Below are 20,136 nucleotides of genomic sequence, written 5' to 3'. Positions count from 1 at the left end.
AATGACTTATTCTATTTTTTATTGAGCTGTATATCCGCCGTCCATTACTACCGCTTGACCAGTTACACCTTTTGCTTTATCACTCGCTAAGAAAATAGCGTAGTCAGCAATTTCGCTCACGTCTAGTAATCTTTTTTGAGGGACTAAAGGATAAATAACTTCTTCAAGCACGCTCTCTAATGGTACATTTCTTGTTTTAGCTAAACCATCTAACTGACCTCTCACTAGTGGTGTATCCACATAGCCAGGACAAAGTGCATTCACCGTAATACCGTGTGCTGCGCCTTCAAGAGCAGCTACTTTTGTTAGCCCAATTACACCATGTTTAGCACTGTTATAAGCTGCTTTGCCCGCAAAACCGATTAAACCGTTGATAGAAGAAACGTTAATGATACGTCCGAACCCTTGTTTTTTCATAATCGGAAACGCGTGCTTAATCGCCATAAATGGAGCTGTTAGCATAATTTTAATCATTAACTCATATTTTTCAGTTGGAAACTCTTCGATTGGAGAAACATGCTGCAAGCCAGCGTTATTAATGAACGTATGAACCGCTCCAAAATGTGCGTTTGCTGTTTCAATTAAATGTTTGATTTCTTCTTCTTTTGTTACATCGGCTTTGACACCAAGCGCTTCAAATCCAGCTTCACGAAGATTTTGTGCTGCAGCTTCTACAGCAGCTTGATCAATGTCGGATAACACAATTTTCCCGCCGTTTTCTGCGAATCGTTTACCTATTTCAAACCCAATTCCTCTTGCTGCTCCTGTGATTACAATTACTTGATTTTCAACCATGTGTATTCTCCTCCTGTTTTTAAATAATACCGGCTGCCGCTAATGCGACTCCTGCAAATAAAGCGATTGTCGGGATGATAAATGCAACAACAAATACGTCTTTATACGTTTCTTTATGCCGAAGACCAGTTACGGCTAATAGCGTTAACAACGCACCGTTATGCGGTAAAATAGATGCACCTGACGCAACGCTTGCAATACGGTGAAGAGCATCGGCACTTAAATTCGTCGTTTGAGACAAGTGATACCACGTATCTCCTAATGCTTGAAGCGCAATACCCATACCGCCGGATGCTGAACCCGTGATCATCGCTAGCACTTGAACGCTTAATGCTTCTGAAACGAGTGGATTGCTCGAAATGTTTAGCAACACATGCGTGACATCTTTAAACTCTGGAACTGCTGTAATAACCGAGCCAAAACCTACTGCTGCACTCGTGTTAATAACAGCCATCACGGATCCTTTTGCTCCTTCATTTATAGAAGAAATAAACGTTTTATAGTGTTTAAAATTAATAAGTAAAATAGAAAAAATACCAATTAATAATGAAACGATAGGCTCCCATTTTAAAACGTTTAACGTCACGACAACGACAATCAGCGGTAAAATAGCTAATATTACATTCATCGAGTCCTGCTCATCACTCGCTGCGACTGATGATTCATTAGGCTCGGTAAATCCTTGATTTTTTGCTTTTAATTTTTTATCACGATAAGCTAACCATAAATATCCTCCCACTGCCATAATAAGACCTGAAACAATTCCAATAATCGAACCGGACATTGCATTCGTTTTAAATGTAGCAGTCGGAATCAGATTTTGGATTTGAGGCGTACCTGGAATCGCTGTCATTGTAAACGTAAATGCTCCGAGTGCAATGGTTGCTGGCAGTAAATTTCGCGATACGTTAGCTTCTCGAAATAGCGCGATTGCTAAAGGATAAATCGCAAAGACAACAACGAATAGACTCACTCCGCCGTATGTCAAAATGGCTGAAGCAATTAGCACCCCTAAAATGGCTCTTTTACTTCCAAATAATTTAGCAATACGCTGCGCCAACGATTTGGCTGCGCCTGTATCTTCCATTAGCTTTCCAAAGACGGCTCCTAATAAAAAAGATGGGGAACCATTTTGCAGCGAAATCTACAAACCCTCCCATATACACATCTGTATAAGTAGACAGTACTTTTAAACCGCTAAAGTAAGCAACGAATGTAGCTACAACAGGTGCCACCCAGATAATAGACCATCCTAGATAAGCAAAAAACATCAACAATAACAATCCTACAATAATAACCACACGGTAACCTCCTTTCCTTTTAATATCTATACATAATGGATTGTTTCACAACACAACAAGTTTACACCCGCTATTTTTATAAGTAAAATGAATAAAAGTAATCAAAACTATGAATAAAAGTCGTAGTTTATTTAAAAATTCACCCTCAATTATTTTTTTCCTATAGTTTCACTTCTGAGTAGAAGCTATAAAATACACTTCCTTCCTTTTTCCTTGTACAAGCTAATTTTTTTCTGTCACATCCCGCTTTCTTCCTTTATTTTCTTTTCTTTTATAAGTTTTTCCGAACATATAGATGGGTATTTGAATGTTATGACACAGAAAAAGAGGCGATCTTATGCTACATTTCATAACAGACTTACTGAAACAATTTGGAATTTGGGGACTTTTAAGCGGACTGGCCATTGAGGCTTCCTCCCTGCCGTTTCCCGGTTCTCTTCTCACCCTTACCTACGGATACTTATTAAACATGCACATAGTGAAATTGTTATTAATCGCTCTTGCAGGAAGCGCCGTTTATACAGCTTTTAGTTTTATACCGTATGGGATAGGCTATAAATTAGAGGATAAGGTAAAGAAAAAATTATCAAAAAAGAAAAAAGCATTTGAGAAATCACAAAAATGGTTTAAAAAATGCGGATTATGGAGTATTGCGATTGCTCGTCCTTTAGGGCTCGGCAACTACATTTCCTACCTTTCAGGGCTATCTAAAGTGAAACCTATGCCGTTTGCTCTGCTCACATTTCTTGGTATCTTTCCTTTGAATATTGCCATGCTTTGGTTAGGGCAAATCGGAAACTTTAAGTCCATTCAATCTTTTATTTCAGATGCACAAACCTATATTTTAATTGCAGCGGTAGTGGCTGTATGCGGATTTTTAATTTATAAGTTCTATTTTAAAAAAAACAGCTGCAGCGAACAGTCTAGTTCAACGTAAGAGTATAAAAAAAGACCCTTTGGGGTCTTTTTTTATCAGATAGAAATAACACCTAAAATTAATGCAGCTATTGTCATCACTGCCGTAGTTCCTAGCGCCCACTTAATTAAAAAGCGTTGCAAATCACTAAATTCAATTCCTACCATTCCAATTAATAAGTGAGCTGCTGCTACCAAGGGACTTATCACGTGAACAGGTTGTCCTAAGATAGCAGCTCTTCCAATTTCAGCTGCGCTAATGCCATAACTTTCGGCAGCTTGAGCAATAATTGGCAATACGCCAAAATAAAAGGCATTATTAGACATAAAAAATGTAAAAGGAGCACTTAAAAATGCTACTATAACTGGCAAAAAAGGACCCATTGCATCTGGGATTATTCCTACAAGTGTATTTGCCATAGCATCAATCATCTTTGTTCCAGACATAATTCCTGTAAAAATACCTGCTGCAATAACAATTGAAACGACGGCTACCGCATTATTTGCATGAGATGAAATTCGCTGCTGTTGATCTTTGATGTTTGGATAATTTATTAATAATGCAATAGCAAACGCTACCATGAACAAAAGCATCAGCGACATAAAGTCCATAATTAAGCACACCATAAGACTAACGGTAAGGAGAAAATTAAACCATACTAACTTAGGACGTCGATAGTCTAAATGTTGCGCTGTTCCCTCTAATTCATCTGCATGTGCGATTTCATTTGCAGAATGTTTAATATTGATAACTCCTAACCTTTTTCTTTCCCTTCTTCCAAGGACAACAGAAACAAATAGCACCCATAGAAGTCCAAAACCCATTACAGGTATTAAAGGCAAAAACAACTGAGACGAATCTAAATTTAATGAACTCATAGCCATAGCAGAAGCACCTCCCCACGGAGTCATATTCATAACTCCCATAGATAGCATCGCAATTCCTGCTAGGATAAGCGGATTCATTTCTAGCCGTTTATATAATGGAAGCAAAGAAGAGACCGTTATCATATAGGTAGTAGTTCCATCGCCATCTAAAGCAACCATCATTGAAAGCACAGCAGTTCCGACAACGATTTTTAGAGGATCTCCTTTTACAACCTTTAAAATGAATGAAACGAGAGGGTCAAACAATCCTGAATCAATCATTAATCCAAAATATAAAATAGCAAATAAAATCATAATAGCTGTAGGAGCAATATCTTTTACACCCTCTAGCATCATAGGTCCCATTCCGCTAGCAAAACCGCCTATTAAACCAAATATAATTGGAATAATGATAAGAGCAACCATTGGGGTAAGTCGCTTTGACATAATTAAATACATGAATACTGCAACCATTAAAAATCCTAATAAAGAAAGCACGGATATTTTTCCTCCTTTTTGATAACGGTTTCATTTTTGTTTGCTACACGTTACTAAAAAGGTATCACTTGTTAAAGCAGGTTCATAGATAACTAACATAAGTTTAATATCTTTTATAAAAGTAATTTTTTTCATTTTTTTCATGCATCATTTCTACATAAAAACGAGATAGCGGACAAAGAACCGCTATCTCGTTTTTATGTAAAACTAGTTACTCGGTATTTCCGCTCAGGCCTCCCTACACTTCCATACACTATTTCCACCTGCATTTCTTTACAAGATACTAAATACTCTAAATACCTTCTCATTGTTGAATAACTGATACCTACTAGTTGAGCAAACTCATCTACATTCAAGCTCTGCTGAACTTCGCGAACTTTATCTCTTACTAAACGAAGAGTATGTTTATCAATCCCCTTAGGAAGTTCTGTTACTGCAGCTGCTGATTGAGTATGGCGGTTATGACGCGTTCTAAATAAATGGTCTATTTTATCTTGGTTAATCATTTTATTTTCGGTTAATTCTATTCTCGTAGACTGATAATGTTTTAAAGTAGATAAAAATTTATCAATAATTACAGGTTTCACCAAATAACCAAATGCTCCTCCTCTTATTGCTTCCCCTACTGTTTCAACATCATTGGCTGCCGTTATTAAAATAATATCGATTCCTCGATACTTCTTTCTGATTTCCCACAGCAGCTCCACTCCGTTGATATCTGGTAAAAAGACGTCTAATAAAATTAATTGCGGCGTAAATATTGTTAGTAGTTCTAAAGCCTGTTCTCCAGATCCTGCTGTCGCAACAACAGTAAAATGCTCTAGTTTCTTAGTAAATTGTTCATAAATTTGTGCAGCTGTAGAATCATCTTCTATAATCATGACATTAATTTGATTTTCAGTCATATCGATTCTTCCTTTTCATTATTTAATAGCTTTGGGATAACTAATGTGAATCTTGCTCCTTGTAACATACTTTTGCTTATGTATAGTTCACCTTTAAGCAGCTCTACAGATCTTTTAACAATAGTCAATCCAATTCCATGATTTTCACCTTTTTTCGTTGTGTAACCATCTATAAAAATCATATTTTCTACTTCTTTTGATATCCCTGGTCCATTATCTTCAACTTCAAAAATCAGGTCATTTCCTACATCTGTAAAAGATACCAGCACGTTCCCTTTATGTTCTCGCACAGCCTCGAGCGCATTATCGATTAAATTCCCCAAGATAGAAACAACGTTTTTTGCGTCTTCGATATCTAAAGTACTTGTTAAGTTACTATCTTGGTCAATTTCTAAAGTGACGTCTAATTCTTTCGAACGATTGATCTTTCCAAGTAAGCATGCTGCAATCAAAGGATCTTTTACAGAAGACATTAAAAAAGAAATAATATCTTGGCGTTCCTTTACCTCTGATGAAATCATTTGCATGACATGCTCATACTTCTTTAACTTTAACAATCCATAAATCACGTTCAGCTTATTTAAAAATTCATGATTTTGAGCACGCGAATTATCAGAAAACATTTTAATTTTAGAAATTTCTTCTGTCAATTCTTCAATTTGAGATAAAGTTCTTATAGTAAGGACGATACCCTGCACTTCTTTTTTTCTTACAATAGGAGATAAATCTAAAATATACTGCTGACCATCTAATACAAGGGACTGGTTAGAATACACCCGCTGCTTTTCTATCGCTTGATCAATTAGCTGTCCTAAACGGGCGTTCTTTATCTCTCCTCCTATTTGAAGATGACCAAATAGTTCTCTGGCCCTTCTGTTCATCGACGTTACACATTTTTCAACATTTACAGTAACAGTAGCATCTTGAATAGATTCAAGGGTAGCCTCTTTTTCTTTAAAAAGAAAGGAAATCTCCTCCGGTTCCAGTCCAAATATTAGTCTTTTTACCCGCCTTGCAATGAAAAAAGCTCCAAATGCTCCAATAAGAAAAGGAATACAGGACAATTTAATGATTTTTATTCTATAATCATTAATCTGTTTTTCTATATTGCTTACAAGAAACCCTACTGACGAAACGCCTATTACGTTTCCTCGGCTATCCCATATGGGGGTCTTGGCTTTAATTGCAAATCCTGAAATTCCTTTTCCTTTATAAATAATGGATTGATGCTCCTTTAAAGAAGCTTCGTTGCTTGTTTTGGTATGTTTTCCAATATAGCTACTATTGGGATGAGAATAGCGGATTCCTTTATCATTAGCGATGGTGACGTAATCTGCCCCAGTGGTTTTTCTTATTTTTTCTGCAACAGGTTGGATGTGCTCAGAAGGATTTTTATTCTTAAAAGCTTTTACAATCATTTTGTCTTCAGAAGCTAATTTTGCTACTGTCATAGCTTGCTTACCTACATATTTTTCAACAATTTCATCTATCATTGCAGAAAATAAAATGCATACAAGGACGGTACTCACAAGAATAACTACCGTAATAAGCAATGTAATTTGGGCAAGTAAACTAGGTCTTCTATTCACATTAAGAAAACGCATACATTCCTCCTTTTAATGAAATGAAATTTCGGCTGTTGTTTCAAGTGTAGCATAAAAGAAAAAAAGTTTAGCACCCAACTTCAAATGTTTATAAATAGACGTCTAAAGGGAAAAATAAATCGAATAAACGCTTGACTTAAAGTATACTTTAACAATTATAATCAATTGGAAAACATCGAAAATGGAGGAATCAACATGAAATATACAGTAATCACTGGCGCAAGTTCAGGAATTGGATATGAAACAGCTTTAGCTTTTGCAGCACGTGGAAAAAATCTTATATTGGCTGCACGTAGAGAGGACAAGCTAGAAGAGTTAAAAAGAAAAATTGAAGAACTGAACCAAGATGTAAATGTTATTGTCCAGTCGGTTGATTTATCCGTGGCAGAAAATGCTCATACGTTTTATGAGTCACTCAAAGAGTATGAATTAGAAACTTGGATTAACAATGCTGGATTCGGAAACTTTGCTTCTGTCGGTGAACAAAAATTAACTAAAATTGAAACAATGCTTCATTTAAATATCGAAGCCTTAACCATTCTTTCTTCTCTATTTGTAAGAGATTATGAAAACGTTGAAGGTACACAGCTTATTAATGTCTCTTCTGGAGGCGGCTACACCATTGTTGCTGATGCAGTCACTTATTGCGCAACAAAATTCTACGTAAGTGCATTTACAGAAGGTCTTTCTCAAGAATTAAAAGGAAGAGGAGCAAAAATGCAGGCTAAAGTTCTAGCTCCGGCGGCTACTGAAACAGAATTTGCACAGCGTTCGATGGATATGAGTGATTTTGAATACGAAGGACGAGTACCTAAGTTTCATACGTCAAAAGAAATGGCTGCTTTTATGCTGGACCTTTATGATAGCAATAAAACGGTAGGGCTTGTAGATGGAGTGACTTACGAATTTCAATTAAAAGATACTATCTATCCATACGCAGACAGAGCGACAAGCTCAGATTCTTAAACAAAAAACACCCTTCCAAGGGTGTTTTTTTATGTCCGTTTAAATGAGTAACTATTTTGTTTATGTAATGAAGATGCTTAAAGATAATCTTTTCTTATTTATCTTTCCACGCTTGACTTCCTAATTTTTGTTTTGCTTTTTGTACATACTAACCGAACGGAGGTGACGAAAATGGGTACAAAAAAATCTGCTAACCGCGGTCAAGTAGCTCCTGGAGTTAACCCTCAAGGACACGGAAAAGATGTTGAATTTTCAACAGAACCGAAAAGTGAACTTGAAAATAAAGCGAAAAAGTCAAATACAAAAATTTAATTAACAAGGAGAAGATCACTCTTCTCCTCTCTTCCTCTTAATTACTTTTTCGAAAACGAAACTCCCCAGATTGTTGACTCCTTTCTGCTTCTTACGAAGCTACATCAATAGTATAAAAAAGTATACTATACAACAAAAATGTGCGTACTTGTTAGAATGATTTATATGAATTATGATAAATCTGCAAACGGATTTTATGACAAATTGTATGTTAACAGTTCATCACTAAATATTTTTCACAGAAAGGTTGTTTACACATGAACCATACAGATAAAAAACAAGAAATTTTAGACGCATTTAACTTTCGTCATGCTACAAAAGAGTTTGATCCAACGAAGAAAATTTCCGATGAAGATTTCCAATTCATTTTAGAAACAGGACGCTTATCTCCAAGCTCAGTAGGTTATGAGCCATGGAAGTTTTTAGTCGTTGAAAATAAAGATTTAAAAGAAAAATTAAAAGCTGTTTCTTGGGGAGCACAAGGTCAAATTCCTACAGCAAGTCATTTTGTTATTATTCTTTCTCGTACAGACGCAAGATATGACTCTGAATATGTGTTGAATCTTCAAAAAAACGTAAAAGAAATGCCGGATGATGTATTAGAGACATTAATGCCTCGTTATAAAGATTTCCAAGAAAATGATTTTCATTTGTTCGAAAGCAAGCGAGCACTATTTGATTGGGCTAGCAAACAATCTTATATTGCACTAGCTAATATGATGACATCAGCTGCTCAAATTGGTATTGATTCTTGTCCGATTGAAGGATTTAACTATGACCAAGTACACGAAATTCTAAAAGAAGAAGGATTACTAGAAGACGGTAAGTTTGATATTTCCGTTATGGTTGCGTTCGGCTACCGAATTCATGAACCTAAACGCGGAAAAACGAGAAGAAGTATAGATCAAATTGTACAGTGGGTAAAATAAGAAACGAAAAACGAAGGGGTGACATTGCGTCACTCCTTCGTTTTTATATTTTTATATGCTGTTATAAAGGCAGAAGGATCGGTTTGTATGGTATAAGCGAACATCCCTTGATTTGTATGTAAGTATAAAAAGCCGCTGTCTTTTGAAACGCATTTGTAAGAGATGTCAAATACGTCATTAATGTGAAAGCAATCGTTTTGTGTTTCAATACTATCAGCGTATAAACACATGTCTTTTGAATGCTGAATTGTCACCTTTTGTGTTCGTTTTATTTTTCTTTCAACGTATGTATAAGGAATCATAGAAATAATGCTCATAGCACCCCTCAACTCCCTTCCTCATGAATGTATGTTTTTCTTTTAAAAGCCAAAACACCTTGTTAACCAAACTCTATCACTTACCAAAAAGCAATTCCAGAAATACTCTTTCTGGAATTGCTTTTAAGATTGCTGCTCTTTATTTTCTTCACCTTTGCAAAAGTCGATATTACTGTTTGTCATAGAGGCAATAGCAGGAGAGCCGTTTCCAAACGAAAAACAAGCTCCTACCGATTTTGTATTTGCCGTGTGACTATTTTGTACAACACAGCCTACGCTTACGTTCGAGTTGTCTTTTAACCCGTTAGTCACGATATTTTCAATGTTAATAATACAGCCCATTTTAACACCTCTTTCGTTTCTATTAACGTATGTCATCTTTGCATATATGTATAGGATGTTCGCCTATTATTGATAAGTTGTTTGCTGCAAAATAGAAAAAAAGAATCTTCGTATACCCTTTAAGCAGAGAAGACACTAAAGTGATGTCTTCTCTTTCAGTGAATTTAACTTTTTACAGCTTTTTCCCAGTCTGATGCAAATTTTTCAATTCCTTGCTCTGTTAACGGGTGTTTTACTAATTGTTCAATTACGGCATACGGAATTGTAGCAATGTGAGCCCCAGCAAGAGCTACTCGTGTGACGTGATCTGGGTGTCTGACTGACGCTGCTATAATTTGTGAGTCAATGTGTTGAATTCGAAATAGCTCTGCAATTCGAGATACCAGATAAACACCGTCTTCTGAAATATCGTCTAAGCGTCCTAAAAATGGCGATACGTATGTGGCACCGGCACGAGCTGCTAGAAGCGCTTGATTCACTGTAAAAATTAACGTTACGTTTGTTTTTACGCCTTTTTTAGCTAGATAACGGGTTGCTTCCAATCCAGCAATGGTCATAGGAAGTTTAATCGTTATATTTTTGTCTCCTCCATTAATTTTTATCAGCTCTTCTGCTTGAGCAATCATGTCATCTGCTGTTACTGTGTCGGGCGTGACTTCTGCTGAAACGGATTCTACTTCCGGGACGGTTTTTAAAATTTCTTCGATGCGATCTTCAAACTTTACGCCTTCTTTAGCTACTAGCGAAGGGTTTGTGGTAACACCTGATAATACTCCAATTTTATATGCTTTTTTAATATCTTCCAGGTTAGCTGTATCAATAAAAAATTTCATCCTATATTCCTCCACTCGTTATGGTAAAAACAGCTTTTCAGGGGCGTTTTTGCATGACTTTATGTTCAAATGGAATTGCCCTCTTCATATTGTCTTCATAAAATAAAATTTATTTCCTTTCAAATGCTGTATGTTTTTCTCCAAGTTTTCCCTTCCTTAAATTCATCGGAATAACTTTTATTTGCATGTATCATACTAATGGTGTTGAAAAACCCCTCATATACTCCACTAAAAAACCTTCAGCATTTATGCTGAAGGTTGAAATACATTCTATTCTTAATTTTTTAGTCCTCTATAGCGAGCTGTTTTTAATTCTTGAACGTAGGGTTCAAAATCCGGCATCTCTACAGCTCTCGCCAATTCGATAGCCTTTTCAATATCGTATGGAATACGTACAAATTGAATAGAAAATGCTGAAGGACTTTCGTCTTGATCCTTTCCTTCTAAGATAAGATAAGAAGCTTGTGGTAAATCAAGCGGGTTTCCTACACTTCCTACATTGCATAGCGTTTTCCCTTTAATATGTTGAATAAATGCATTATGTACATCTCCGTAGCAGATAACATCTGGCTCTCTTGATCCTTTTATATTTTCCGTATATTCCGTATTAGCAAATAGACTAAGGCGCTTTTCAAGTGAATCCCAGGGTTGAATTCGATCATAAAGACTTCTAGGTGAAGCGTGAAACATTCTAATTAATTTTCCGCTCATCATAAACTCAACGGAAAAAGGAAGTTCCTTTAAGTATGCCTCTTGGGCTGAACTTAACTTCTTCTGATGCCATTTCAACGCTTCGAATTCCGCAGGCTTTGTAATGAAGTCATCCCAGTTTCCCATTACTGTTACTTCGCACTTTTCTTTTATGATATCAATCGCTTTACTTGAATCCGGTCCTTTTCCTACTAAATCACCTAGACAAATGATGCGATGGATATCTCGCTGTTGTATGTCAGCTAAAACTGCTTCTAATGCAGGAAGATTTCCGTGGATATCTGAAATAACAGCAATTTTGTCCATTGATTCCTCCACTCCTTTTTCATATGTATGTATTCAATTCTTTTCTTTATTATAACATTTTATAATAAGACCGTTTACTAAAACGTATTCTCTTCATTTACCAAACAACGGTATAATTCGAATGGACATAAAAGGGAGGAATAAGAAGTGGATTTTTATAGATCAAGAAGAAATCTGTTTTCCTTATTTATTAACATAAAATAAAGGAGTACTGTAATATATTTATACGAGTACTCCTTTATTGGTAGTAAGGTAGTATAGAGAGTCGTAAGATACCTCATTTATCTTGCGACTTTTGGTTTATAACTTATTGAACACCAACTGCGTCAAATGACTTGCCTACTGAAATTACTTCTTGAGAGCCTGAACCGTATAGATCAGCAGCAGCTTGTACTAAACCTGCACGCGCTTGGCTAAACGTTGTAGACTGAGTGAAGTATAGCGTATTAGCACGGTAATAAATTTTCCCTAGCTTATCGCCGCCGATGCCTGTTACAGTAACCCCGTAATGCGTTCCTCCGTTAGCTAGCAAGTAGGCAGCTTTGTTGATAATACCGCTGTTTGTATGAACTCCGCCGTTGTCACTAGAACCTGTATAGCGCTTTGAATAATGATCCGGATCTCCATATTTCGCTGGGTTGCTCATTGAACGAAGCGCATCACCGCTTGTACTAGGCGTATAAATATCTTCTCCAATTTCCCAATCTGGATTACGGTTGTCATAGTATTCTACCAATGTTCCGAAAATATCGGAAATTGCTTCGTTTAATGCACCTGATTCATATTGATAGATTAAATTAGAACTTCTTTCTGTGACCGCATGCGTCAATTCATGTCCAATAACATCTAATCCTCCTGATAGCGGAACAAAAGTAGTTCCATCTCCATCTCCGTATACCATTTGGGAGCCATTCCAAAACGCATTATTGTAGCCGCTACTATAATGAACAGTCGATTTTAGCGGAGCTCCTGCATTGTCATAGGAGTTGCGGTTAAATTTGTTTTTATAATAATCATATGTCACGCCTGCATAATAGTGAGCATCTACTGCAGCTGCATCGCGGGTTGCATTATACGTATTATCCGTGTCTGCCCATAGTGTACCTGGCAGAGATGTACGATTTTTTGCATCATACGTATAGATTGTCGCCCCTCTTGTATTATCTTGTAAGTAGTAAGTAGAACTAGATAACGTTGTCTTTAAAGATTTAGTATCTCCAAGCACTCCTTTACCTGAGCCAATAGCATTTGTTCCTGTTACAGGTTTCGCTGCCGGCTTTGCCGCTTGCTTCACATCGGCTTTTGGACCAGCTACGGAATCAATCGTATTGTACTTATCTAGCACTTTACCGCTAATAGCATCAACAAAGTAATAATAGTTGCCTGGTTCAGGGCTTAAGAAATTTAAATTTACTACATAAGCATACGTTGTGTCTGAACCATTTTGATAAACATACAGTTCAGATGAAGGGGATTTTTCATATGTCGGTTTAAAGCCTAAGTCTTTTTCAGCTGCTTGAATCGCCTTTTTGCTGTCAACTTGTTTCTGTCCTTTTAGCTTTTCCTTTTTATCTAAATCAGGAGCTACTGTACCTGATACAACTTTTAAGGTTCCATCTTTCGCTACGTGTGCTAATTGAGTAGATCCCCAAACAGGAATATTATTATATACCTGCTGCAAGCGTACAACGGTTGCTTGTTCAACGGGATCTTTCACTACTTCTGTCACTTTAAATGAGTTTTGAGCATTTTCGTTTCCTAATTTATATTTGTCTTTATTTGTATTCATATAATGAAATACGACGTCTTGAGCTTTCTGTGATGATGGGCCTGAAAGCTTTCCAGAAATAAACTCAGGAGATTTAATTTCTTTGTTATACTTTTCGGTTGAAAGTACATTATTTGGCGCGGCACTGCTCGTATGTGCAAAAGCAAATGATGAAGAAAGGATACCAACTGATAATNCTTTATTGAAATTTACAGCATTACTTATTCGTTATAAGGGGGAGAACAAGATGCTTTTTTTATCACATGATGAAAAAATTAAACAGCTGGCTTCACACTTAGCTGAACGGCTCAAAAGAGAATTAAACCAAGAAACCTCAGATGAACAAATGCACGTGCTCATCGGCTATTTGTTTGCTTCTCATTTAATCGAGCACCATCCTACGGGTTATTACGTAAGGTCTCAATACCCTGAGCAGCTAAAAGATTTATATGAAACTTTACACGTCCATCAATAAATTATCTCTTCCTCTTTTGTCCTATATCGTGTAGAATTTTAGAAAATATATGATTTTCTAGTTGATGGCAGAGCTAGGATATAGCGTGGTATGGCATTTACCTTTAAATGATTAAGTAATGGTTTTAGAGGTGAATAATGTTAGCGCAGATCAAAAAAATGAGTTTAGATAAAAATCGTCGTAATCCACATTACCGCGTATTGTTGCAGTGTCCAGACGGGAATGAACTATTCATTCACTTTAATTATACATACCGATCAAAAACATATTGGTCAAGAGATGTATATTACAACAATGTTCATAAAAAATCTCAGCTTGCTTGGTATACTCAAAGCGTAGAGGAAATGACTGCTCAGCAGTTTCTTGAAGAGCTAGGAGCTAAAGTAAATGAACATTTCAACTTTACACTGCGACGATAACCCAAAAAAGCGCCCTTTAACAAGGGGGCTTTTTTGGGTTATTTTATATAAACAAGTGCAAAATAATACATATTCTCTTTAATAATAGTCACTGCTTCCTTACTTTTTCTTTATAAAAATTGGCAAGATACTGCGTTTAAGTTAGCTATCAAGTGATGAAGAGACGGGTTGTGTTTTATCACTAATTTTTATATAATGAACCTATAAAACCCTCTATTTATATCGGAAATAGAGGTGTTTTTACTATGAAAAAGATACAAAATGGCAAAATATCTGCGGATGAACATCATTTTTCGCAAAAAAATTAAAATAATGTAAAAGTTTATGTTAAAATGGCAATGTTGCGTGAACGAATTAACTAACTTTACGCAAGAATGCTATTTACATACGTAAGAAGGAGAGAGATTTAAGATGGCAAAGACGTTAATTTTTGGACATAAAAATCCTGACACAGATACAATCTGTTCTGCAATTGCATACGCTGATTTAAAGAATAAATTAGGTGTAGACGCTGAACCAATTCGATTAGGCGATATTAACGGTGAAACGCAATTTGCTCTTGAAAAGTTCAACGCTGAACTACCACGTTTCGTTGATGAAGTATCTAAAGAAACAAATGAAGTTATTTTAGTGGACCACAACGAACGCCAGCAAAGTGCAAACGATATTGATCAAGTTCGTGTGCTTGAAGTAATTGATCATCACCGTATTGCTAACTTTGAAACAGCAGATCCTTTATACTATCGTGCAGAGCCAGTTGGATGTACGGCAACGATCTTAAACAAGATGTATAAAGAAAACGGCGTAGAAATTGAACCTAACATCGCAGGTCTTATGCTATCAGCTATCATTTCTGATTCTTTATTATTCAAATCACCAACTTGCACAGACCAAGACGTTGCAGCTGCTAAAGAATTAGCGGAAATTGCAGGTGTAGATGCAGAAGAGTACGGATTAGCAATGCTGAAAGCTGGAGCTGACTTAGGCGATAAAACAGCTTCACAATTAATTTCATTAGATGCTAAAGAATTCAGCATGGGTACAAGTAAAGTAGAAATTGCACAAGTGAATGCAATTGATGTAAACGACGTTTTAGTGCGCAAAGTTGAATTGGAAGAAGCTATTACTAAAACAATCGAAGAAAAAGGATTACAATTATTCCTTTTAGTTGTTACAGATATTTTAAACAGCAACTCTACTGCATTAGCACTAGGTTCTGCTGCTTCAAAAGTAGAAGAAGCATACAACGTAACGCTTGAAAACAATACAGCTGTCTTAGAAGGCGTTGTATCACGTAAAAAGCAAGTAGTTCCTGTATTAACATCTGTATTTGCTTAATAAAAAAACGGTTCGTGTTTAGACACGAACCGTTTTTTTGTCCATATGCACGTCAAGCCAATTTAGTATATCTTCTATTACTTCATCTTTAATTAATTCATTAAGCAACTCATGACGGCACTGTGTAAAAAAGCGGTAGCTTACGTCCTGCAATCCGGCTTTTTTAAAGTCGTTATATACTTTGAGTACCCCTTTTGTATAGCTGCCTACTGGATCATGTTCTCCAGATATTAAATAAACAGGCAGGTTTGATGGTACTAGCTTTATATTAGCTAAGTTAGAGATTTGTTTGATTCCTGTTAATAAGTCATAGAAAAATCCCGCTGTGAAAACTCCTCCGCAGTAAGGGTCATTTACATATAAATCTACAGCCTCATTATCTTGACTTAACCAATCAAAAGGTGTTCGAGCAGGATGAAAGGATTTGTTATACTGTCCAAAAGAAAGTTTATCAAGCAATGGACTAGCAGATCGTAATCCTTTTCTTTTTTTCTCTATTTTCGCAGCTAATATGCCGCCCTTCAGTGAAAGGGAAGGAATGCTGCCAGTACCTGAGAGCATCACACCATGAATGTGCTCTGTATTCAATTGAATATATCTTCTCGTTAGAAAAGAACCCATGCTGTGACCGAAAAGAAATATTGGTAAGCCGGAATGTTCCGTTGAAATGTGCTTAGTCAGAGCAATCATGTCGTAAACTACGGTGTCAAAACCATTTTCTTCAGCAAAAAAACGCTTTTCTTCATCTTTTAAAGCTGTTTGACCGTGACCGCGGTGATCATTTCCATATACGATGTAGCCATGTTGAGTTAATACACTAGCAAAGTATTCGTAGCGTCCAATATGTTCGGCCATCCCATGGGCTATTTGAACAACGCCTTTTGCAGAATTGTTTTCAACATCCCATTTTTGTGCAAATATTTCTTTTTCCTGATGACCTCTGTAGTAAAAGGATTGTTTCATGCTCAGCATCCACCTTCTGCTTTCCTGTAAAATAAGGGATATATGTATATATTATACTAATTTATGCAGGTGATTTTACTATTTTGAAATAAAAAATGATTATTTTGTCATAAACCTTTACAAACCATTATGTGATTTGTTAAATTAGTATTTATATTAAAAATTATTAAACAATTTAAAAAGATTCAGTTTTTAATAGGTTAGATGAATACGGAGGGAATTATTGTGGCAGAATTAAGAAGTAACATGATCAAAAAAGGATTCGACAGAGCACCGCACCGCAGCCTACTGCGTGCAGCTGGTGTAAAAGAAGAGGATTTCGGCAAACCGTTTATTGCGGTTGTCAATTCATATATTGATATTGTACCAGGTCATGTTCACTTACAAGAGTTTGGTAAAATCGTAAAAGATGCGATTCGCGAAGCTGGTGGCGTACCTTTTGAAATGAACACTATCGGTGTAGATGACGGTATTGCGATGGGACATATCGGTATGCGCTATTCATTACCAAGTCGTGAAATCATTGCTGACTCAGTTGAAACGGTAGTATCTGCTCACTGGTTTGATGGAATGGTATGTATTCCAAACTGTGATAAAATCACGCCTGGGATGTTAATGGCTTCATTACGTCTGAATATTCCGACAGTTTTTGTTAGCGGCGGACCAATGAAGGCTGGCGTAACGAGCGACGGTCGTAAGATTTCTCTTTCTTCAGTATTTGAAGGCGTAGGAGCTCATCAAGCGGGTAAACTTGATGATAAAGGATTGCTTGAATTAGAACAATTCGGCTGTCCGACATGCGGATCTTGTTCAGGAATGTTTACAGCGAACTCAATGAACTGCTTAGCTGAAGCGTTAGGACTTGCTTTACCTGGAAATGGTACAATCTTAGCAGTTGCTCCTGAACGTAGAGAATTTGTTAAAAAATCAGCTAAACAGCTTATGGAATTAATTAAATTAGATTTAAAACCACGTGATATCGTAACAGAAAAAGCAATCGACAACGCATTTGCTTTAGATATGGCGTTAGGCGGTTCTACAAATACAGTTCTTCATACGCTAGCTCTTGCGAATGAAGCTGAAATTGAGTATCCATTAGAGCGTATTAATGAAGTAGCAGAACGCGTGCCTCACTTGGCAAAACTGGCTCCGGCTTCGGATGTATTTATTGAAGACTTACATGAAGCAGGAGGCGTATCGGCTGCTTTAAACGAGCTATCTAAAAAAGAAGGAGCTCTTCATTTAGATACGATGACGGTTACTGGAAAAACGCTAGGTGAAAACATTGCTGGGTGCGATGTAAAAGACTATAACGTTATTCATCCAATCGATAAGCCTTTCACAGAAAAAGGCGGACTTGCTGTATTGTTTGGCAACTTAGCTCCAGACGGCGCGATCATTAAAACAGGCGGTGTTCAAGACGGCATTACTCGCCACGAAGGACCAGCAATTGTATTTGAGTCTCAAGATGAGGCGCTGCACGGTATTGCTAACGGAAAAGTAAAAGAAGGACATGTCGTAGTCATTCGTTATGAAGGACCAAAAGGCGGACCGGGAATGCCTGAAATGCTAGCTCCAACTTCTCAAATTATGGGAATGGGACTAGGCGCAAAAGTAGCGCTATTAACGGACGGACGCTTCTCTGGGGCTTCCCGTGGATTATCAATTGGCCACGCGTCTCCAGAAGCTGCTGAAGGCGGACCACTAGCATTTGTCGAAGATGGCGACCACATCGTGATTGACATTGAAGATCGTTCGATGAATGTTCAAGTTTCTCCAGATGTTTGGGCAGAACGAAAAGCAAACTGGAAAGGCTTTGAGCCGAAAGTGAAAAAAGGCTATCTTGCAAGATATTCTAAACTTGTAACTTCTGCAAGCACGGGCGGAATTATGAAAATCTAATAGTACAAAAAAGGCTCTCTGCTGAGAGCCTTTTTCTTTATTAAAGTAACTGTGCAAAGAAGCATTTTTAACACGAAAATTCTTTTTTCATAATAACGTGTGGAATACCGTCTTCCATAAAGACATCTGAAACCGTCTTATAGCCTAATTTATGATAAAAAGGTTCAGCCTGAACTTGACCGTGAAGCTTAGCTTGAGTTAATCCTTCTTTTTTCGCTGCTTCTTCTAAGCTAGCCACCACTTCTTTTCCGAGCCCGTATTTTCTAAATTCCTTTAATACGCATATCCGCTCTATTTTGGCGTAATCGTCTACTATGCGGAATCTACCAGAAGCTGACGGTTCATTGTTATAGTAAATCAATATATGTTTTGCCGTTTTCTCATGTTCATCAAATTCATCTTTTAATGGCACGCCTTGTTCTTCAACAAACACTGTTTTACGTATATGAAATACTTCTTCAAGCTGCTCTTTTGTTGTAACTTGCTTAATTTCCATCGAAAATCCTTCCTTTGCTGCGAATTTATGATTCTTTTTTGTATAATAAAGATATCTGATATAAAAGAGTATAAAGGAAAAACAAAATGTTGTAAATGCAACAAAAAACAAACAAGTGAAATATTACATACATGATGTTTTAATTTCTCGCTGTTTGAACTGTATCAGTAGCATTAAATTTAAATGCTGAGCGGAGTGTGCTCAAAAAATAGTCCTTCAGCTTTTAACAAACTTTAGAAAGAATTAAAATCAACTGGAACATGTTACAAAAGGAAAGAAAATGTATTATGAAGCGCCATGGCTCTACATAACTTGTAAAAAGAGAAATATTCACAATAGTAGTAGGATGAAAAAGGGGAATGTATCATGCAAATAACCTTAGTGTATAAAGATGAGCAATCGAATAAATTTTGGAAAGTTGAAAGAAGAGACAGCAAGTTAATCATTCACTTTGGAAAAGTTGATACAGCCGGTCGCATGCAAGTGAAAGAGTTTGCTTCCGCAGAAGCTTGTGAAGCGGAAGCTGAAAAGCTGATTCGTGCAAAATTGCAGAAAGGGTATAAGCCTTTAACTTGTTCAATGCAAGTAATGAAAGACAGTACGATGTCAGAGACTCTCTTTTGGGAACTGATAAAAAAGGCGAAGACAAAATTAGATGTCGACGAGCAAATGGAATGGCTCCGCTCCACGCTAGCAAAGCGTTCTGAAAAAGACATTTTCCGCTTTGATCAGCTATTAAATCAGCATTTTGATCAATCCTATACTTCTTCATTGTGGGCAGCAGCTTATATTGTAATGGGCGGTTGTTCAGATGATTGTTTTGATTATTTTAGAGCCTGGCTTTTATATCAAGGAAAAGACATTTATTATAAAGCAATTGAATCTCCTGAGACGATGATTTCTGTTCTTCAACCACTAGAAGCAGAAGGCTATGCTCCTCAATTAGAAGAATTACTTGCTGTAGCGTGTGAAGCTTATGAAGAAAAGACAGGTTTAGATAACGATTATTATTACGATAAATATGACCAGTTTGACCCAATATGGTACGATGAGCAAGATTTGGATCTTGATTGGGATGAAGATGATGAGGACGGTTTACAGATGCGATTCCCTGTGCTGTGGAGTCGCTATTGGAACAATCACCTCGAATACTAAAAAGAAGAGATGAAACTCT

At 36.7% G+C, this 20,136-nt stretch carries 19 protein-coding genes and 1 pseudogene; 8 read left to right on the top strand and 12 right to left on the bottom strand.

What is annotated here, in order from left to right:
- Positions 1-18 precede the first annotated feature (18 nt).
- The gene (locus ACFX4W_RS12325; protein ID WP_013057034.1) at positions 19-795 is read right to left on the bottom strand and encodes a 3-hydroxybutyrate dehydrogenase; all 777 of its coding nucleotides are present in this window, start codon (positions 793-795) and stop codon (positions 19-21) included.
- Positions 796-814: 19 nt separating this feature from the next.
- A pseudogene (locus tag ACFX4W_RS12320) lies at positions 815-2,096 on the bottom strand (GntP family permease).
- Positions 2,097-2,433: 337 nt separating this feature from the next.
- Between ACFX4W_RS12320 and ACFX4W_RS12315 the strand changes: the two are divergent.
- The gene (locus ACFX4W_RS12315; protein ID WP_043982455.1) at positions 2,434-3,033 is read left to right on the top strand and encodes a DedA family protein; all 600 of its coding nucleotides are present in this window, start codon (positions 2,434-2,436) and stop codon (positions 3,031-3,033) included.
- Positions 3,034-3,068: 35 nt separating this feature from the next.
- Here the strand turns inward: ACFX4W_RS12315 and ACFX4W_RS12310 are convergent, their stop codons facing one another.
- The 3 genes from ACFX4W_RS12310 to ACFX4W_RS12300 all read right to left on the bottom strand — a co-directional run bounded on the left by ACFX4W_RS12310 (position 3,069) and on the right by ACFX4W_RS12300 (position 6,885).
- Complete coding sequence (locus ACFX4W_RS12310) at positions 3,069-4,376, bottom strand: CitMHS family transporter (protein ID WP_165575132.1); 1,308 nt, start codon at positions 4,374-4,376, stop codon at positions 3,069-3,071.
- A 197-nt stretch (positions 4,377-4,573) separates the two neighbouring features.
- Positions 4,574-5,281 carry a response regulator gene (locus tag ACFX4W_RS12305; protein WP_162214241.1) on the bottom strand — a complete coding sequence of 236 codons (708 nt, stop codon included), beginning with the start codon at positions 5,279-5,281 and terminating at the stop codon, positions 4,574-4,576.
- The gene (locus ACFX4W_RS12300; protein ID WP_280559604.1) at positions 5,278-6,885 is read right to left on the bottom strand and encodes an ATP-binding protein; all 1,608 of its coding nucleotides are present in this window, start codon (positions 6,883-6,885) and stop codon (positions 5,278-5,280) included. The genes ACFX4W_RS12305 and ACFX4W_RS12300 overlap by 4 nt, the downstream gene beginning before the upstream one ends.
- A 195-nt stretch (positions 6,886-7,080) precedes the next feature.
- Between ACFX4W_RS12300 and ACFX4W_RS12295 the strand changes: the two genes are divergently transcribed.
- The 3 genes from ACFX4W_RS12295 (at position 7,081) to ACFX4W_RS12285 (ending at position 9,092) form a co-directional block, all read left to right on the top strand.
- A complete protein-coding gene (locus ACFX4W_RS12295) occupies positions 7,081-7,851 on the top strand; it encodes an SDR family NAD(P)-dependent oxidoreductase (protein WP_377559443.1) in 771 nt (256 codons plus the stop codon).
- Positions 7,852-8,022: 171 nt separating this feature from the next.
- On the top strand, positions 8,023-8,163 hold the full coding sequence (sspL, locus tag ACFX4W_RS12290; protein WP_013057030.1) for a small, acid-soluble spore protein L: 141 nt from the start codon (positions 8,023-8,025) through the stop codon (positions 8,161-8,163).
- 257 nt (positions 8,164-8,420) lie between these two features.
- The gene (locus ACFX4W_RS12285) at positions 8,421-9,092 is read left to right on the top strand and encodes an NAD(P)H-dependent oxidoreductase (RefSeq protein ID WP_280559600.1); all 672 of its coding nucleotides are present in this window, start codon (positions 8,421-8,423) and stop codon (positions 9,090-9,092) included.
- Positions 9,093-9,121: 29 nt separating this feature from the next.
- On the opposite strand, the gene ACFX4W_RS12280 is transcribed toward ACFX4W_RS12285, so the two are convergent.
- The 5 genes from ACFX4W_RS12280 to ACFX4W_RS12260 all read right to left on the bottom strand — a co-directional run bounded on the left by ACFX4W_RS12280 (position 9,122) and on the right by ACFX4W_RS12260 (position 13,552).
- Positions 9,122-9,409, bottom strand: coding sequence for a hypothetical protein (locus tag ACFX4W_RS12280; protein ID WP_043982444.1), 288 nt, complete (start codon positions 9,407-9,409; stop codon positions 9,122-9,124).
- 123 nt (positions 9,410-9,532) lie between these two features.
- On the bottom strand, positions 9,533-9,751 hold the full coding sequence (locus ACFX4W_RS12275; protein ID WP_025752385.1) for a spore germination protein: 219 nt from the start codon (positions 9,749-9,751) through the stop codon (positions 9,533-9,535).
- Between the two features lie 164 nt (positions 9,752-9,915).
- Positions 9,916-10,584, bottom strand: coding sequence for a fructose-6-phosphate aldolase (fsa, locus tag ACFX4W_RS12270; protein WP_013057026.1), 669 nt, complete (start codon positions 10,582-10,584; stop codon positions 9,916-9,918).
- Between the two features lie 276 nt (positions 10,585-10,860).
- Complete coding sequence (locus ACFX4W_RS12265) at positions 10,861-11,601, bottom strand: metallophosphoesterase family protein (protein WP_016764089.1); 741 nt, start codon at positions 11,599-11,601, stop codon at positions 10,861-10,863.
- Between the two features lie 307 nt (positions 11,602-11,908).
- Positions 11,909-13,552: a M4 family metallopeptidase gene (locus ACFX4W_RS12260; RefSeq protein WP_377560531.1), complete on the bottom strand. Its 1,644-nt coding sequence runs from the start codon at positions 13,550-13,552 to the stop codon at positions 11,909-11,911.
- A 429-nt stretch (positions 13,553-13,981) separates the two neighbouring features.
- Here ACFX4W_RS12260 and ACFX4W_RS12255 point away from each other — a divergent pair, with 429 nt between their 5' ends.
- Together ACFX4W_RS12255 and ACFX4W_RS12250 are read left to right on the top strand one after the other, a co-directional pair.
- Entirely contained in the window at positions 13,982-14,263 is a 282-nt protein-coding gene (locus ACFX4W_RS12255) for a hypothetical protein (protein ID WP_237074951.1), read from the top strand.
- A gap of 411 nt (positions 14,264-14,674) precedes the next feature.
- Entirely contained in the window at positions 14,675-15,601 is a 927-nt protein-coding gene (locus tag ACFX4W_RS12250) for a manganese-dependent inorganic pyrophosphatase (RefSeq protein ID WP_014459925.1), read from the top strand.
- 18 nt (positions 15,602-15,619) lie between these two features.
- Here ACFX4W_RS12250 and ACFX4W_RS12245 read toward each other — a convergent pair whose 3' ends face one another.
- A complete protein-coding gene (locus ACFX4W_RS12245; protein WP_097823301.1) occupies positions 15,620-16,564 on the bottom strand; it encodes an alpha/beta hydrolase in 945 nt (314 codons plus the stop codon).
- A 225-nt stretch (positions 16,565-16,789) separates the two neighbouring features.
- Here ACFX4W_RS12245 and ilvD point away from each other — a divergent pair, with 225 nt between their 5' ends.
- Positions 16,790-18,466, top strand: coding sequence for a dihydroxy-acid dehydratase (ilvD, locus tag ACFX4W_RS12240; protein ID WP_028408385.1), 1,677 nt, complete (start codon positions 16,790-16,792; stop codon positions 18,464-18,466).
- Between the two features lie 67 nt (positions 18,467-18,533).
- Here ilvD and ACFX4W_RS12235 read toward each other — a convergent pair whose 3' ends face one another.
- Positions 18,534-18,962: a GNAT family N-acetyltransferase gene (locus ACFX4W_RS12235; protein ID WP_043982783.1), complete on the bottom strand. Its 429-nt coding sequence runs from the start codon at positions 18,960-18,962 to the stop codon at positions 18,534-18,536.
- 366 nt (positions 18,963-19,328) lie between these two features.
- Between ACFX4W_RS12235 and ACFX4W_RS12230 the strand changes: the two genes are divergently transcribed.
- Entirely contained in the window at positions 19,329-20,117 is a 789-nt protein-coding gene (locus ACFX4W_RS12230; RefSeq protein WP_043982782.1) for a DUF4240 domain-containing protein, read from the top strand.
- Positions 20,118-20,136 lie beyond the last annotated feature (19 nt).

It is taken from the genome of Priestia sp. YIM B13489, assembly GCF_042787645.1.
Taxonomy (GTDB): domain Bacteria; phylum Bacillota; class Bacilli; order Bacillales; family Bacillaceae_H; genus Priestia; species Priestia megaterium.
The sequence above is the reverse complement of the archived record's forward strand: the minus strand, read 5'-3'. Positions and strand labels throughout refer to the sequence as shown.